Annotated in this window: 11 protein-coding genes; 9 read left to right on the top strand and 2 right to left on the bottom strand. The window is 66.2% G+C overall.

The features are described 5' to 3' along the window. The first annotated feature begins 252 nt into the window (after positions 1–252). Positions 253–978 carry a Crp/Fnr family transcriptional regulator gene (locus AC04MI_RS16855; RefSeq protein ID WP_476498219.1) on the top strand — a complete coding sequence of 242 codons (726 nt, stop codon included), beginning with the start codon at positions 253–255 and terminating at the stop codon, positions 976–978. A gap of 99 nt (positions 979–1,077) precedes the next feature. Here AC04MI_RS16855 and AC04MI_RS16860 read toward each other — a convergent pair whose 3' ends face one another. Next, a complete protein-coding gene (locus AC04MI_RS16860; RefSeq protein WP_436078283.1) occupies positions 1,078–2,793 on the bottom strand; it encodes a methyl-accepting chemotaxis protein in 1,716 nt (571 codons plus the stop codon). Between the two features lie 405 nt (positions 2,794–3,198). On the opposite strand from AC04MI_RS16860, the gene AC04MI_RS16865 reads away from it, so the two are divergent. From AC04MI_RS16865 to htpG, 7 genes are all read left to right on the top strand, one after another. Beyond that, complete coding sequence (locus AC04MI_RS16865; protein WP_436078284.1) at positions 3,199–4,092, top strand: DUF4394 domain-containing protein; 894 nt, start codon at positions 3,199–3,201, stop codon at positions 4,090–4,092. A 59-nt stretch (positions 4,093–4,151) separates the two neighbouring features. After that, positions 4,152–4,760 carry a methylamine utilization protein gene (locus AC04MI_RS16870; RefSeq protein ID WP_099732238.1) on the top strand — a complete coding sequence of 203 codons (609 nt, stop codon included), beginning with the start codon at positions 4,152–4,154 and terminating at the stop codon, positions 4,758–4,760. Beyond that, entirely contained in the window at positions 4,757–7,093 is a 2,337-nt protein-coding gene (locus AC04MI_RS16875) for a putative bifunctional diguanylate cyclase/phosphodiesterase (RefSeq protein WP_436078285.1), read from the top strand. The genes AC04MI_RS16870 and AC04MI_RS16875 overlap by 4 nt, the downstream gene beginning before the upstream one ends. Positions 7,094–7,415: 322 nt before the next feature. Next, the gene (locus AC04MI_RS16880; RefSeq protein WP_233194301.1) at positions 7,416–8,276 is read left to right on the top strand and encodes a pseudouridine synthase; all 861 of its coding nucleotides are present in this window, start codon (positions 7,416–7,418) and stop codon (positions 8,274–8,276) included. Between the two features lie 41 nt (positions 8,277–8,317). Then, entirely contained in the window at positions 8,318–9,619 is a 1,302-nt protein-coding gene (locus AC04MI_RS16885; protein ID WP_436078286.1) for an esterase/lipase family protein, read from the top strand. A gap of 96 nt (positions 9,620–9,715) precedes the next feature. Then, entirely contained in the window at positions 9,716–10,651 is a 936-nt protein-coding gene (locus AC04MI_RS16890; protein ID WP_099731391.1) for an exopolyphosphatase, read from the top strand. A 158-nt stretch (positions 10,652–10,809) separates the two neighbouring features. Beyond that, positions 10,810–12,783: a molecular chaperone HtpG gene (htpG, locus tag AC04MI_RS16895; RefSeq protein WP_476498220.1), complete on the top strand. Its 1,974-nt coding sequence runs from the start codon at positions 10,810–10,812 to the stop codon at positions 12,781–12,783. Positions 12,784–12,925: 142 nt separating this feature from the next. Here the strand turns inward: htpG and AC04MI_RS16900 are convergent, their stop codons facing one another. Then, the gene (locus AC04MI_RS16900; RefSeq protein WP_108497017.1) at positions 12,926–13,234 is read right to left on the bottom strand and encodes a hypothetical protein; all 309 of its coding nucleotides are present in this window, start codon (positions 13,232–13,234) and stop codon (positions 12,926–12,928) included. Positions 13,235–13,694: 460 nt separating this feature from the next. Between AC04MI_RS16900 and AC04MI_RS16905 the strand changes: the two genes are divergently transcribed. Next, positions 13,695–17,180, top strand: coding sequence for an IPTL-CTERM sorting domain-containing protein (locus tag AC04MI_RS16905; protein WP_476498221.1), 3,486 nt, complete (start codon positions 13,695–13,697; stop codon positions 17,178–17,180). Positions 17,181–17,307: the final 127 nt, after the last annotated feature.

The following is a 17,307-nucleotide window of genomic DNA, read 5'->3' on the forward strand; positions in this document are numbered from 1 at the left end:
GGCCAGCACCTGGCGGCGGGCCAGGGGGCGCGGCGCGGTGGGCGCGGGTGGGACGGTGCGTGCGGTGATGGAAGGGTGTTGGGTCATGGTGCTTGTCTCCTCGGGGGCTCCGGCCCTGTACGGGCGGGGCGCGAGGCGACATCATCCCGTCACGATTGGCATTTTTTTGTCGGTCTGGCGACAATTGGGATCGTGGTATTCCCGCATGCCGGGGCGGCTTCGGGCGCCCTTTTTCGTGAGAACCTTTGCGCCATGGACCCACGCACCCACCAGGACCTGTCGCTGCACCAGCGGCGCCGTTCGCCCACGCCGCAGGAGCTTGACGGTATTCCGTGGCTCGACTTGCTGCTGCCCGCCGAGCGAGAGCGCGCCGTGGCCTCGTTGCTGGTGGGGGACGCCAAGGCGGGCGACTATGTGTGCCGCGTGGGGCGCCCGGTGACCTACTGGTTTGGGGTGGTGGAGGGCCTGCTCAAGATGAGCACCGACAACGCCCAGGGCCAGACCATGACCTATGCGGGCCTGCCGCCCGGCGGCTGGTTYGGCGARGGCACSRYSATSAAGCGCGAGCCCTACCGCTACAACATCCAGGCSCTGCGSMRSAGCGTGGTGGCSGGGCTGCCGATYGASAGCTTYCACTGGCTGCTGGACCACTCCATCGGCTTCAACCGCTTTGTGATGAACCAGCTCAACGAGCGCTTGGGCCAGTTCATTGCAGCCCGCGAGATCGACCGCCTGAACAATCCCGATGTGCGTGTGGCGCGCAGCCTGGCGTCGCTGTTCAACCCCGTGCTGTACCCGGGCGTGGGCGAGGTGCTGCGTATCACGCAGCAAGAGCTGGCCTATCTGGTGGGGCTGTCGCGTCAGCGGGTGAACGAGGCGCTGGCGGCGCTGGAGGCGCAGGGGGCGATCCGGGTGGAGTACGGCGGCCTGCGGGTGCTGGACCTGGCGGCGTTGCGATCCAGTGTGACTCCCCCCTGAGGCGCTGTGCGCCTTCCCCCTTAGGGGGGCGACGCCCTCGCTGCGGGGCGGTCCTTGCTTGGCGCCCCTGGCGTGGAGTGCGCCCGATTGAAGGTCCCGTCAGCTACGTGGCAGTGCGGGAGCGCGGGATGATGGGGCTGAGGCCAGATGGCGCGGGGCTGCCGTGCGCGTGGGCGCTGGCACTGCGGTGGGCGATGCGGAGGCGCTGGCTGTGCCCCAGCTGTTTTCGTCGCCGCCGTCGCGCGTCAGGCGGAAGGTACCCACCATCTGTGTCAGGCGCCCGGCCTGATCCTTGAGGCTGTCGGCAGCGGCTGCGCCTTCCTCCACCAGGGCGGCGTTCTGCTGGGTCATTTCTTCCAGCACACCCACCGACTGGCTCACATGCCCGATGCGCTGGCTTTGCTCCTGCGTGGCCGCCGTGATCTCGCCCATGATGTCGGAGACGCGGCGCACCGACTGCACCAGTTCTTCAATCGTCTTGCCGGCGTGGTTGACGAGCGTGCTGCCCTCTTGCACCTGGTCCACGCTGGTTCCGATCAGCGCCTTGATTTCGCGCGCGGCCTGGGCCGAGCGCCCCGCCAGGTTACGCACCTCGCCCGCCACCACCGCAAAGCCGCGGCCCTGCTCGCCCGCACGGGCGGCCTCCACGGCGGCGTTCAGCGCCAGGATGTTGGTCTGGAACGCGATGCCATCGATCACGCTGATGATGTCGGCGATCTTGCGCGAGCTGGCGCTGATGGTGTCCATCGTGCGCACCACCTGGCCCACCACTTCGCCGCCGCGTGTGGCCGCATCGGACGCGGTGGACGCGAGCTGGTTGGCCTGGCGGGCCGAGTCGGCGCTTTGCGACACCGTGCCGGTCAGGTCCACCAGCGCTGTCGCGGCGCCCTGCAGGTTGTGCGAGGTCTGTTCGGTGCGCTGGCTCAGGTCCAGGTTGCCCGAAGCCACTTCGGAGCTGGCCACCAGGATGGAGTCGGCGGTCTGGCCGATTTCGCCCACCAGGGTGCGCAGGCGCTCCTGCATGGCGGCAATGGCTTCGAGCAGGCGGCCAGTTTCGTCGTGGATACGCACTTCGACCTGCGAGGTGAGGTCGCCGCGTGCAATGCGTTCGGCCACCACGACTGCGCGGCCAATGGGGGCGGTGATGCTGGCCGTGATGCGCCAGGCAATCAGCGCGCCCAGCCCGATGGCCAGCAGCACCAGCAGCCCACCCACCACGCGGGCACTGCTCTGGGTTTGCTCTGCCGAGACCGTGGCCTCGGCATTCAAGGTGTTTTGCAGCTCGATCAGTTCGCGCAGCTTGGCGCGCCAGGCGGTTTCTGCGGGGGCCACGCGTGTCATCAGCGCCAGCGTGGCGCTCACGGTGTCGCCGTCGTCAGCGGCCTTGATGGCGCTGTCCAGTTCGGGGCGGGTCTTGCCGCCCAGGGCCTGCACCTCGGTCAGCAGCTTGAGTTCTGCGGGGGTGGCCGTGGCAGGGGTGAGCAACTGGGTCAAAGCAGCTTCTTGCGTGGCGTATTCTTTGAGCGTCTTGCCCACGGCCCCGATCTGCTCGCGCGCCTGCTTGGGGTCGATGTCGTTGAGCATGGCGGCGGAGCGGCTCTGGATGCCGATGGCGCTCACGCTTTCCAGCATGCCGTTGACCAGCTTGGCCTTGTTGGCGCCCACTCCGGTGATCTGCGTCATCTGATCGTGCACTTTGCCCACGGACAGCTGGCCCACTGCCGCCACCGCCACCAGGAGTACCAGCATGCAGCCGAACCCCAGGCTGAGCCGGCTGGAAATCGACAGGGATTTGAAGGTGGAAGCAGCCGGCATGGGGGTCCTTGGGTATCGAAAAGGATCAAAGCGTGATCAAACGGGGGCCTCTGCGCAAAGCAATAACGGTGCCCACCGGCCGCCGCGCGTCCGTTGAACGGGCGCTGGAGTCGGTGCAGTGTAGGCAATAACAACAAAATGTGTCATGAGCGTTGAGGATGGTCCCATGCCCGATCTGCATAGCCGTGTTTGTTACAAATGCCGCGCCGCACGACCCTGGTGCACTGGCGCCAAAGTGCAACAGAAGGTGGTGCTGAAATTATTCGCAAAACCATCGCAGTCGCCTGTAATGAATACCTGTGTTGCTATCAAAAACAAAGTGAATGTGGGGCTTGGGGTTTGCCCTTGCCCACGCCACGGGCGCTACCGATCAGGTATAAACCTGTAACACTTGCGAGGTCTTTCATGCATCCGTTTTTTCCCTCCTCCACGCTGCGCACCACCCTCGCTGCAGCCGCCCTGGCCTTGCTGGCCGGCTGTGCGGCACCCCGGCACGACACCGGTTTGCGCGATACCCTGGTGGCCGTGACGGCCTCGCATGAGCTCATTACCTTCCAGGCCGCGCAGCCCGAGCGCATCCTGGAGCGGCGCCCCGTGACGGGCCTGGCGCCCGGCGAGCGGCTGGTGGGCATCGACTTCCGCGTGGCCAAGGGCGTGCTCTATGCGCTGTCGCAGGCGGGCCGCCTGTACACGCTCGACATCCCCACCGGCGCGCTGCGCCCGGTGGGCCCTGCACCCGCCGCGCTGGCGCTGCAAGGCGCAGTCTTCGGCTTTGATTTCAACCCGGCAGCCGACCGTATCCGGGTGGTGTCAAACACCGGCCAGAACCTGCGTCTGCACCCCGACACCGGGGCGGTGGTCGATGGCGACACTGCGGTGGAAGGGGTGCAGCCCGACCCCAGCCTGCGCTACGCCTGGGGCGACGTCAACGCCCGCCGCAGGCCCGACATTGCCGGTGCCGCCTACACCTACAACCCCAACGACAGCAAGATCACCACCAACTACGCCATCGACCATGCGCTGGGCGTGCTGGTGATGCAGGGCTCGCGCGAGGGCACCCAGCCCGTGGTGTCGCCCAACGCCGGGCAGCTGCGCACCGTGGGCCCGCTGGGGCTGGGGCCGCTCACGGACGTGGGTTTTGACATCGCCGACGTGGGCAACACCGCTCTCATCGCCGTGCGCACCGCCGCCGATATCCAGACCCGGCTGCACCAGGTGGACCTGGCAACCGGCGCCACCCGCCCCCTGGGCCTGGTGGGCGATGGCGCGCCCCTGGTGGGCCTGGCGATCGAACCATGAGGCCGGACGGCCTGCCGACGCTGCGGCCGCGCGCGGTGCACCAAGCCTTGCGTCACGCCATGCGTACCTCGTCAGCGGCACTCGCTGCGCTGGCGTTGGTGGCCGGCGGCGCACAGGCAGGCACCGTGCAGGTGGATGTGTCCGACGCTGCGGGCAAGCCTGTGGCCGATGCGGTGGTGTTCCTGGACTCGGCCGAGGCGCGCAAGCAGGTCAAACCGCTGACCGGTGTGGAGATGGCGCAGGAGAAACGGCAGTTTGTGCCCGGCCTGCTGGTGGTGCCGGTGGGCACCGAGGTGCTGTTCCCCAACCGCGACTCGGTGCGGCACCATGTGTACTCCTTCTCGCCGGCCAAGAAGTTCGAACTCAAGCTCTACAGCGGCACGCCATCCAACCCGGTGCTGTTTGACAAGGCCGGTGTGGTGGCCCTGGGCTGCAACATCCATGACCAGATGGTGGGCTGGGTGCTGGTGGTGGACACGCCGTACTACGCCCGTACCCCCGCCGCCACGGGCAAGGCGCAGCTCGACAATGTGCCGCCCGGCACCTACACGCTGCGCACCTGGCACACCCGCCTGCCGGTGGGTGCCCCAGCCCTGGAGCAGGCGCTGACCGTGCCCGCAACAGGCTCCGCCATGGCGTCGGTGCGCATGACGGGGTTGCAACCTTGAAGCGGCTGCGCCTGGCCCGGCGCAGCCTGATCCTGCGGTTGGTGGGGTTGTCGCTGCTGCTGCTGCTCATCGTGCAGGCGGCAGGGTTTGCCGTGGTGCGGGCCTCCATCGACCGCAATGCCCGCGCCCAGATCGCGCGGGCCCTGGACCTGGACGAAAACATCTGGCGCCGCCTGCTCGACCAGAATGCCGAGCAGCTGCGCCAGGGATCGGCCCTGCTCGCGGCTGACTATGGCTTTCGCTCGGCGGTCAACTCGGGGGACGAGGAAACCATCCAGTCGGTGCTGGAGAACCATGGCAGCCGCATCGGCGCAGCCGTGACTGCGCTGCTCGGAACGGACCTGGAGCTGCGCGCGGTCAGCCTGTCCGACAGCATGGAGCAATTCCCGGCCACGCTGCGGCAGGTGGTGCCGCGCCTGGCGCAGCAGCCCCAGGGCAGCCAGATTGCGGTGATGGATGGCGTGCCCTACCAGTTCGTGATGGTGCCCATGCGTGCGCCGGTGGTCATTGGCTGGGTGTTGATGGGTTTTCGCATCGACCAGTCGCGTGCCGACGAAATGCGGCAGCTCTTGTCGGTGCATGTGGCCCTGATGATCAAGTCCCCGGAGGGAGCGATGACCCTGTCGGTCAGCACCTTGCCCGCAGATGCGCGGGCCTTGCTGCTGAGCACCGGTGGCGCGGCAGGCGAGCTGCAGACAGTCGAGGGCACCTTGCTTGCGCGCTCCAGCAAGCTCGACAGCGTGGGGGGGGAGGTGCACTCGCTGCTGCTGCGTTCGGTGGACGAGGTGGTGGCGCCCTACCGCCAGCTGCAGGTGTTGCTGGCCATCATCACCGTGGCGGGCGTGCTGCTGTTTGCGGCAGGCACGGGCCTGGTGGCGCAACGGCTCACCACGCCCCTGCGCTCGCTGCTGGCGGCCACGCAGCGGCTCTCGCGCGGTGAATACGATGTGCCGCTGGAGCACACCGACCGCACGGACGAGATCGGCAACCTGGCGCGTTCGTTCGACCACATGCGCGTGGACATCGGCGCGCAGCAAACCGAAATCCGCCGCCTCGCCTACTGGGACCGCCTGACGGGCCTGCCCAACCGGGAGCGCTTTCGTGACGCCGTGGTGCAGGCCATCGCCGCAAGTGCCGATCCTGCGCAGCCGCTGGCAGTGCTCACGCTGGACCTGGACCGCTTCAAGCATGTCAACGACGTGCTGGGCTACGCCTTTGGCGACCGCCTGCTGCAGGCCGTGGCCGAGCGTCTGAGCCAGCAGGTGCGTTCGCCCGATGACATGGTGGCGCGCCTGGGGGGCAATGAGTTCGCCATCCTGCTGCAGCGCGCCGACGCCGCTGCGGCACACGAGATTGCCCAGCGCATCAACCAGTCGTTCGAGCAACCGCTGGCCTTTGAGGACCAGACGGTGGACCTGAGCGCAGGCATTGGTTTTGCCTGCTGGCCGGGCAATGCGGGTGACGCCGACACGCTGCTCAGCCGCTCTGAAATCGCCATGTATGCCGCCAAGCGCAAGCTCAGCGGAGCCCTGCAGTACGACGCAGCGTTTGATTCGTCCAGTGCGCAGACCCTGTCGCTGCTGACCGAGCTGCGCCACGCCGTGGAGCACCATGAGCTGCGCCTGTACCTGCAGCCCAAGGTGCCCTTGCACGGGCAGCCRGGCCTGGCGGCCGAGGCGCTGGTGCGCTGGCAACACCCGCAGCGCGGGCTGGTGCCGCCCATGCAGTTCATCCCGTTTGCCGAGCAGACCGGGTTTGTGCGCCACCTCACGCTGTGGATGTTTGAAGAAGTCGCGCGCCTGCTGGCCGACCCGCGCACGCAGGGCCTGCCGCTCAGGGTGTCGGTCAACCTCTCCACCCGCGATCTTCTCGACCCCGAGCTGAGCCACCGGCTCGCTGAGATCCTGGCGCGCCACGGAGTGGCGGCCAGTGCCTTTTGCCTGGAGATCACCGAAAGCGCGATCATGGACGATCCGCAGCGCGCCGAGGCCATGCTCAACCGCTTGTCGGAGCAGGGTTTCAAGCTGTCCATCGACGATTTCGGCACGGGCTATTCGTCGCTGGCCTACCTCAAGCGCCTGCCGGTCGATGAGCTCAAGATCGACAAGTCGTTTGTGATGGGCATGGAGACGGGCGAAGACGACGCGATGATCGTGCGCTCGACCATCGACCTTGCGCACAACCTCGGGCTCACCGTGGTGGCCGAAGGCGTGGAGACCGCCGCCATCCTGGAGCGCCTGCGCGTCCTGGCCTGCGACGAGGCGCAGGGGTATCACATTGCGCGGCCCCTGCCGGTGGATGATTTCTTGGCCTGGCAGGCCCGCCAGGGGTAGCTGGCGCCAGGCCGTTGCATCTCAGTTTGGGGGCTAAGAACCTGTTCAAAGCAGTTCACAGGCGAAAATACACGCAATGTCTTCCTCCTCCTCTCGCCCGCCCGCGGGCTCCGCTGCTGCCCCAGCCTCTGACGCTGGCGGCTCCACGCCTGTTTCTTCCTCTGCGCCTGCCGCGCGTCCCGTGCTGCGCCGCCCGACCCTGGCGGCCAAGCCTGCGCCTGCACGGCCTGCGCCGCCACCCAGGGCCCCCCGTCCGTCGCGCGCTCCAGCGCCGTCCAGCTACCGCGTCGCGTCAGGCGCATTTGTGGCGCCCGTGCGCCAGGTGCCTGCGCCTGCCACCAGCACCGTGGGCGGCTTGCCCACCTCGCGCCTGAACAAGCGCATGGCCGAGCTGGGCCTGTGCTCGCGCCGCGAGGCCGACGACTGGGTGGAGCAGGGCTGGGTCAAGGTCAACGGCGTGGTGGCGACCATGGGCCAGCAGGTCACGGCGGCCGACCGCATTGAGGTGGACAAGATTGCCCAGGGTTTCCAGGAGCAGCGCGTCACCATCCTGCTGAACAAGCCCATTGGCTATGTGAGCGGCCAGGCCGAGGACGGTCACACGCCCGCCGTGGCGCTGATCAACCCCCGCACCCACTGGCGCGATGACCCCAGCCGCAACCGCTTCTCCCCGCCGCAGCTGCGGGGCCTGGCACCTTGCGGGCGGCTCGATATCGATTCGGTAGGCCTCCTGGTGCTGACCCAGGACGGCCGCGTGGCCCGGCAGATCATTGGCGAGGACTCCGAGATGGAAAAGGAGTACCTGGTGCGCGTGGTCTACCAGGCCCCCGGTCAGGCGGTGCCACGCCACCCCGGCGAGCGCTCCGCGCCGCTGCAGGAAATCGACGAGCGTGACCCGGTCAGCACCAATGTGCAGGCGGTGTTTCCCAGAGAGTTGCTGGAACGCCTGCGCCATGGCCTGAGCCTGGACGGCGAACCGCTCAAGCCTGCCAAGGTCGATTGGCAAAACCCCGAGCAGCTGCGGTTTGTGCTCACCGAGGGCAAAAAACGCCAGATCCGCCGCATGTGCGAACTGGTGGGGCTCAAGGTGGTGGGTCTCAAGCGCATCCGCATCGGCCGGGTGACCTTGGGCAACCTGCCGGTGGGGCAGTGGCGTTATCTTTCGCCCAACGAGCGGTTCTGAGAGCCCCGGGCTCCCTGACATTTTTTAAACGGAGCCCTTTCATGCCCCCACCGTCCACACCCCGGCTGCGCAAGCCTGCTGCTTCTGCCCCTCCGGTCGACGGCGCCATTGCGGCGAAGGCCAACCCGCTGCGCCAGTTGCGGGCGTCCGACCTGCGCGGTGTCGCGCGCCTGGCCGCGCAGGCCACCACCGGCATCAGCCGGGTGGCCGAGGGGGTGCACCAGTCGGTGCTGGGCACGCTGGGGCTGCCGGGCGGTGCCCAGCCGGGTCGTACGCGGGGGCTGACCGGGTTGGTGTACCAAAGCATCCGGGGGGTAACGCAGCTGGTGGATGCGGGCCTGCAAGCCGGGCTGGCGCGGCTGGAACCGTTTTTTGCTCCGGTCACGCCATCCGCCGCAGTGCATTGGGAGCGCGAGGCGGTCATCGCCGCGCTCAACGGCGTGATGGGCGACCGCCTGCAACGCGACGGCAACCCGCTGTGCACGCAGATGGGCTGGTACCAGCAGGGTCGGCCCCTGGACTTGTGCGCGCTGGCTGCACCGGGCGCCGCCACGGGCAAGCTCCTGGTGCTGGTGCATGGCCTGTGCATGAACGACCTGCAGTGGCTGCGCCACGGTCACGACCATGGCGCCCATCTGGCCGAGGCCCTGGGCTATACCCCTGTCTACCTGCGCTACAACACCGGCCAGCACACATCCACCAACGGTGCCGAGTTATCGGCCCTGCTTGCATCCCTGGTGGCTTCGTGGCCCGTGCCGGTGACGGAGCTGTCCATCCTGGCCCACAGCATGGGTGGGCTGGTGGCGCGCAGCGCCTGCCACCATGCCGCACAGGCCCTGGCAGGCTCCGGCGGCTGGCTGCCCCGGATGCGCCACCTGGTTTTTCTGGGCACCCCGCACCACGGCGCGCCCCTGGAGCGCGCGGGCCACTGGGTGGATGTGCTGCTGGGCAGCACCGCGTACTCACGCCCCTTTGCCCGCCTGGCCCAGTTGCGCAGTGCGGGCATCACCGACCTGCGCTACGGCCATGTGCTCGATACGGACTGGCTGGGGCGGGACCGCTTTCGCAAAAGCCCAGACCAGCGCACCCCCGTGCCGCTGCCTCCCGGAGTGGCATGCCACGCGGTGGCGGCCACCCTGGCTGCGCGGCGCAGCCCGGTGGGCGAGCGGCTGGTGGGGGACGGGTTGGTGCCCTTGCACAGTGCGCTGGGCATCCACGATGATCCCGAAAGGACGCTGGGCTTTGCCAAGGCCCGGCAGGCGGTGTTCTATCGCCTGGGCCACCTGGACCTGCTGGCAGATGCGGGCGTGGCGCGGCAGCTGCAGGAATGGATGCAGGTATGAGTACCTGGGCGGCCTGCTTTTTGACGCAGGCGGCGCTTGCCAGGGGCCGGGGCGCGGCTACCATGTCGCGGTGCGCTACGTAACAAGGAGAATTTAGTGAGTGATGCGAAATACCGCCTGGTGACCCGCAGTGACTTTGACGGCCTGGTCTGCGCGGTGCTGCTCAATGAGCTGAACCTGATCGACGAGATCACTTTTGTCCACCCCAAGGACATGCAGGACGGCAAGGTGCCTATCACCAGCCGCGATATCACCACCAACCTGCCCTACGTGCCGGGTGCGCACCTGGTGTTCGACCACCACGAGTCCGAAACCATCCGCAACTCGGGTCGCCGTGACGAGAACCACATCATCGAGGCCCACGCCCCCTCGGCCGCGCGCGTGGTCTACAACCACTATGGCGGCAAGGCCGCGTTCCCGCGCATCACCGACGAGATGATGGCCGCCGTGGACCAGGCCGACTCGGCGCAGTATTCACGCGACGACATCCTCAACCCCCAGGGCTGGGTGCTGCTGAACTACCTCATGGACTCGCGCACGGGCCTGGGGCGTTTTCGGGAGTTCCGCATCAGCAACTATGCGCTGATGATGGACCTGATCCAGTATTGCCGCGACCACACCATCGACGAGATCCTGGCGCTGCCCGATGTGCAAGAGCGCGTCAATCTGTACCGCGAGCACGCCCCCAAAGCCCAGGCCCAGCTGCAAAGCTGTGCCATTCGCATCGGCAACCTGGTGGTGCTGGACCTGCGCGACGAGGAAACCATCTGGGCCACCAACCGGTTCATGATCTATGCGCTGTTTCCACAGTGCAACATCTCCATCCACGTGATGTGGGGCCTGCAGAAGCAGAACACGGTGTTTGCCACCGGCAAGTCCATCCTGGACCGCAGCAGCAAGACCCACGTGGGTAACCTGATGCTGGAGTTTGGCGGCGGCGGCCACGCGGCGGCGGGCACCTGCCAGGTGGCCAACGACAAGGCCGACACCATGCTCAAGACGCTGATCGAGCGCATCACCACCGACGGCTGAGCCGTGAGGCCCCGCCGGGCGGTCAACGACCGCCATGCCTGGCCCTTGAAAAACGGGCGCACGCCCCTACATCACGCCTGCTGGTTCGGCAGGCGTGATTTTTTGTGCCGATCCCATTCGTATTCGTTCAGACCGATTTCCATAGAGAGAACCCCTCCATGAGCAAGCAAACCCTGTCGTTCCAGGCCGAAGTGGCCCAGCTGCTGCACCTGGTCACCCATTCGCTGTATTCCAACCAGGAAATCTTCCTGCGCGAGCTGATCTCCAACGCGTCGGACGCCTGCGACAAGCTGCGTTTTGAAGCGCTGGACAAGCCCGCCCTGTACGAAGACGCGCCCAACCTCGAAGTGCGCGTGACCTTCGACAAGGCCGCCAAGACGCTGACCATCACCGACAACGGCATCGGTATGAGCCAGCAGGAGGCCATCGACCACCTGGGCACCATTGCCAAGAGTGGCACCAAGGACTTCATGGGCAAGCTCAGCGGCGACCAGAAGGCGGACGCCCAGCTCATCGGCCAGTTCGGCGTGGGCTTCTACTCCGGCTTCATCGTGGCCGACAAGATCACGGTGGAATCGCGCCGTGCGGGCCTCCAGGCCGACGAAGGCGTGCGCTGGATCAGCGGCGGGACGGGCGACTTTGAGGTGGAAACCATCACCCGCGCCCCGCGCGGCACCMGCATCAYSCTGCACCTGCGCGACGACGCCGASGAATACCTCAAYGCCTGGAAGCTCAAGCAGRTCRTCGSCAAATAYTCCGACCACATCWSSCTGCCCATCCTSATGGAAAAGGARGAGTGGAAAGACGGCGAGCTGATCAATCCCAACGACGAAAACGGTGGCCGCCAGCCCGGCGGCATGGTCAAGACGGGCGAGTGGGAAACCATCAACAAGGCCAGCGCCCTGTGGACGCGTCCCAAGAAGGACATCACCGACGAGCAGTACGCCGAGTTCTACAAGACCATCAGCCACGACCACGAAGCCCCACTGACCTGGGCGCACAACCGCGTGGAAGGCAACACCGAATACACGCAGCTGCTGTACATCCCCGCCAAGGCGCCGTTCGATTTGTGGAACCGCGACAAGAAGGCTGGCGTGAAGCTGTATGTGAAGCGTGTGTTCATCATGGACGACGCCGAAGCGCTGATGCCCACCTACCTGCGCTTCGTCAAGGGCGTGATCGACTCGGCCGACCTGCCGCTGAACGTGAGCCGCGAGCTGCTGCAGGAAAGCCGTGACGTACGGTCCATCCGCGAAGGCTCCACCAAGCGCGTGCTCTCGATGCTGGAAGACCTGGCCAAGCACGACAAGCACGACGCCGCAGCGGGCGCCGACGGCGTGACCGACGTGGTGGATGCCGACGACAAGGCCAAGGAAGGCAAGTACACCGCGTTCTACGCCGAGTTTGGCGCCGTGCTGAAGGAAGGCCTGGGTGAAGACTTTGGCAACCGCGAGCGCCTGGCCAAGCTGCTGCGTTTTGCATCCACCACCAGCGACGCCGTGACGGTCGGTTTTGCCGATTACAAGGCCCGCATGAAGGAAGGCCAGGAGGCGATTTACTACATCACTGCCGACACCCTGGCTGCTGCCAAGAACAGTCCACAGCTCGAAGTCTTTAAGAAAAAGGGCATCGAGGTCCTGCTGATGACCGACCGCGTGGACGAGTGGGCACTGAACTACCTGCACGAGTTTGACGGCACCCCGCTGCAAAGCGTGGCCAAGGGCGCCGTGGACCTGGGCAAGCTGCAGGACGAGGCCGAGAAGAAGGCCGCTGAAGAGGCTGCCGAGGCGTTCAAACCCGTGCTCGCCAAGCTCAAGGAAGCSCTSAAGGACAAGGCCGARGACGTGCGCGTGACCACSCGCCTSGTCGAYTCGCCSGCCTGCCTGGTGGTGCAGGACGRCGGCATGAGCACSCAGCTSGCGCGCATGCTCAAGCAGGCCGGYCAGCMSGCGCCCGAGMCCAAGCCSGTGCTSGAGGTGAAYGCCGAGCACGCGCTSGTCAAGAAGCTCGACGGCAGCGTGCACTTCCATGACCTGGCGCACATCCTGTTCGACCAGGCTCTGCTGGCCGAAGGCGGCTTACCTGAAGACCCTGCGGCGTACGTCAAGCGCGTGAACGCGCTGCTGGCCTGAGGTTCTCGCAGGTGGTGGGCAGGTGCGCCCCCGGGGCGAAATCTGCTTTCACCCCGCGTGAATAGGGGCTGGGAAGCCATTCAAAGTGAAACCCCGGGGCTGGATTGCTCCCGGGGTTTTCTTTGGCCGCTGCGGGGCCAGCTCACTCCGGCGGCTGAGCCTGCTCCAGCAGCCGCGCATACACCTGGTTGCGCTCTTGTGGGGCTGCATCCATCAAAGTCTTGAGGGCCTCATCGGGTAGCCGCATGCCGCGACGCCGGTCGGTTGCCACTGGCAGATTGCGCCAGCCGGAGAGCACCAGCCAGTCCCACAACTCCCCCGAAATCCGATGGGTGACCGCCATCTTCAGCGCCTCCCGTTGGATGTCCGTGCCGACCGCAGGCACCTGCCCCACCGGCGCGGGGCGGCGTGTCTGTCGGATCGAAAAAACGTTGCGTATCCAGTCCTTCATGGGCGGGGGGGCGTGTTCATAGGGTGCAGCATAGCCCACCGTGTTGGCTTTGCTCAAGCCTCACGGGCCTTGCATAACGCCGCACAACGCTGCCGTCCGCAGCGGAGTTCACTGCGTTGGCGTGCGCGGAATGTCCTGCGCTCCAACGCGTGAATCACTGAAGCCCTGATGGCCTGCGCGGGCCAAGGAAACCAAGGGCCGCGCCTTCTCCCGCCGAATTGATCACCACAGCACTGCACGCGAGTGGTGCGAACGATACGCATTGCGTCACGCAATGGTTAACGATTATTGCCCCGCAGCAATGCGCCTGTTTCGTGGCTAGATTCGAGTGCTGCTTCAGCCACCAAGGCTGGGCGTCTTCGCGGTCTCCCCTCACACCGATTTTTACCAACCCGAAAAGGGGCTGGTGAGGTTGCGGCGTGGCCAAAAACTTGAGCTGTTCATCACTTCAGGACCAACTATGTTCAATCCGTTGTCGCGCCTCTTTGTGGGCGCGCATCCGCCCAGTCGACAGATACAGGAATTTGACGGTACTACGCAGCCCGAGCAGGGCATGCGCCATCAACGCTGGGCGGAGAAATCCCGCCGGGCATCCCGCGCCTTGCGCCGGTTTGGCTGGCTGCTGCTGGCGAATGGATTGGTCGCGGGCGCTGCCCTGGCGCAGTCTGCGGACCTGGTGGTGAACCACGCAGACTCTCCGGACCCGGGCCCAGCTGGCGGCATCTTCACGTACACACTGCGCATCGACAACAACGGACCCAATGGGGCGGTGGGTGTCACGTTGACAGACACCTTGCCCGCAGGTTCCGTCTTCATTGATGTGAACACGACCGCAGGCACCTGCAACCAGGCTGGCGGCACGGTCAGTTGCGCCTTGGGCGACATTCCATTCAATGCCAATCAAACGGTGACAGTGCGCGTGCGCTTGCCTTCGGCCGGGGTGTGGACCAACACCGCCACGGCGGGCAGCACCACTGCAGACCCCAACGCCAGCAATAACGTCAACAGCATCCAGGCCACAACGGCCACGCAAGCGGCTGACCTTTCGGTGTCTGCAGTTCCGTCTGTTGCCAGCGTGAATGCAGGCCAAGCTTACAGCTACGCATTGCAGGCTACCAACCAGGGACCGGACGCGGCAGATGGCAGCCAGAGCATTAGCTTCACTGTGCCTGCCGGGGCTTTGATCACCGCAGCACCCTCGGGCAGTGGCTGGTCGTGCACGCCGTCCAGCGGCTATCCGCTGAGCAGTGGCAACGTGAGCTGTACCCGCTCGGGCACCTTGGCGAATGGTGCCACCACCTCGGTGTTGACCGTGCCTGCTGTGTCCAATGTGAACGGCACCGTGACTGCCGCATTTGCCGTGGCTGGCCGCAAGCCAGACAGCGCGGCAATGCCGGATGGGGATCTGACCAACAACACGGTCACCGTGGATGTGGCCTCCAATGCTGGAGCGGATGTGTCGATCACCAAAACGGCCGCCAGTTCCAACGTGGCGCAGGGTGCCAACGTGGTGTACACGCTGACGCCCCGCCTCAATGGCGGCGTGTCGCTGGTGGGGCAGGTCGTCACGGTGACCGACACCTTGGGGGCGGGGTTGACCTTTGTTTCTGCGACGGGCTCCGGATGGACATGTGATGCCACCATCACCTGCACCCGGTCAGAGTACGCGGGCGCCAACTTCAGCAACATGCCCGCGATTACCGTGACAGCCACGGCGGACAACACCGGGGTGTTGAGCAACACGGCGGGTGTCAGCACCGCGCTGCCCGACCCTGTGCCTGGCAACAACAGCGCCACGGCCAATGTCACGTCCAGCAACGACGCAGACATGCGGTTGACCAAGACGGCCAGCATCAACCCGGTGGTGCCCAACCAGCCATTCAACTACACACTGACAGCACGCAACACCGGCCCCTTGGCCATCCCGGCGGGCCAGACCATCACCATCACAGACCAAGTTCCGGCGGGGGTCACCCTCAACACCCTCGTCAGCGCGACCGGATGGACCTGCGATGCTTTGCCGTTTGCAGGGCCTGGTGCATGGAACTGCTCTCGCTCCACTGCGTTGTCGGCCAACACCGACGCGCCTGTGGTCACCGTCTCTGCCATGCTGACCGGCACCGGTACGGCCATCAACAACGCCTGCGTGGCCCTGGGGGCAGGCGTACGGGTGGACAGCAATGCCGCCAACAACTGTGCGGGGGTCGGCGTCACATCGACCGCAACGCAGGCCGATCTGCGGGTGGTGTCTAAAACGGCGTCGCCCGCCACCGTGGTGGCCGGCGAGAACCTGACCTATGTCATCACCGTGGAGAACATGGGCCCTGCAACGGCCACCAATGTGGTGGTGTCGGACACGTTGGCCAGCCTGGTCAATACGGGGGGCTTTCAGTCGGCTACAGCCTCGCAGGGCTCTTGCACGCCCAACGGGGTGACCAACGGGACTTCGCAGAACCTGAGCTGTTCCCTGGGCACCCTGGCAGCAGGTGCACAAGCGACGGTGACCCTGGTGGTACGCCCCAATATCGCAGCTACCGGAAATCGCATGAACACGGCCACCGTGCGGTCCACCGATGTGGGCGATCCTGATCAACCCAACAACAGCGGCAGCGTGACCAGCCAGGTCACGGCCCTGGTGGATGTCACGGCTGCCAAGACCGCGACCCCCGCCTCCGTTGCTGCCGGAGCACCGATCACCTTCGTGGCGACGATCGGAAACACCGGGCCGTCCACCGCGCAAACGGTGCAGATGGTGGACACCTTGCCCTCCAACGCCGCCTTCATCGAGCTGGTCACCGTCAGCGGCGGTGGATCCTGCTCGCCGATCACGGCGGGCACCGTCGGAGGAACCCTCACCTGCACCTGGACGAGCATCACGGCGGGCTCGCAGCAGACGGCCACCTATCGCATGCGGCCCCTGGGCAACGCTGCGGGCAGCAACGTCGTCAACAGCATCGCTGCAACCACTGCCACTGCCGAGTCCAACACGAGCAACAACAGCGCAACGACCACGACACCCGTCACGGCCGCACAGCTCGATATCCTGGTGAACAAGGTGGACAGCGCCGACCCGGTGGACCTGGGGCAACCGACCACCTACACCGTCACCATCAACAACAGCGGACCTTCCTATGGGACCAACGTGGTGATGACGGACATCTTCCCGGCCCCAGGCTCGGCGCCGACCGCGACGTTCAGCTACCAAGGTGCGTTGACCGTGAATGCGGGGGGCTTGTGTACCGAGCCGACCATGGGCGCTACCAGTGGCACGCTGCGCTGCGTTTTCCCAGGCCTTAACAGTGGCCAGACGGCAACGGTGACCTATGCCATGCGTGCGGAGACGCTCACGGTGGCGGGTGCCACCAGCGGCACGGCCTTCAACCGGGCCAGCGTGACCGTGGACGAGACGGAAACCACCCTGGCCAACAACGTGGTCACGCATGACACCACTGCGCGCCGCTTTACCGTGGCGACCGATCTGGCCCTGGTCAAGTCAGCACCTGTGGGGCCTTTGGCGCCTGGCGCATCGCTCAACTACGTACTGACAGTCACCAACAACGGCCCTCTGGCCAGCGATGGCGCACAAGTGGTGGATGTGCTGCCTGCGGGGGTGAGCTTTGTCTCGGCCGTTGGCTGCATGAATGCGGCAGGCACAGTGCGGTGCGCGATCGGGCCTCTGGCAGTGGGGGCTTCGCGGACCTTCACGCTGGTGACAGCGCTGGCATCGCCCTATACCGGCGCACGTCCGCTGGTCAACACAGCCACGCTGGATGCGCCGGGTGACACCAATCCCGGCAACAACTCCAGCAGCACCACCACCACGGTGTCGGTGCCGCCCAGCGGGACCAGCAGCATTCCAACCTTGTCGGAGTGGGGGCTGATCATCCTGTCCACCCTGCTGGGCCTGATGGCTTGGGGGCAGGCGGCACGGGGGCGTCGTCGCTGACCGCTTCGCAGTAGCCCCCCTCCGCGCTTCGCACACCTGCGAAGCGCTCCGGCTGGTTTTGGCCAGCACGCACCAAGGCGTGCTGGCCGCTTTTTTGTTTGTCGATAWTGGAAGCTTTGCCTGAATC

The organism is Acidovorax sp. LjRoot204, from assembly GCF_056175785.1.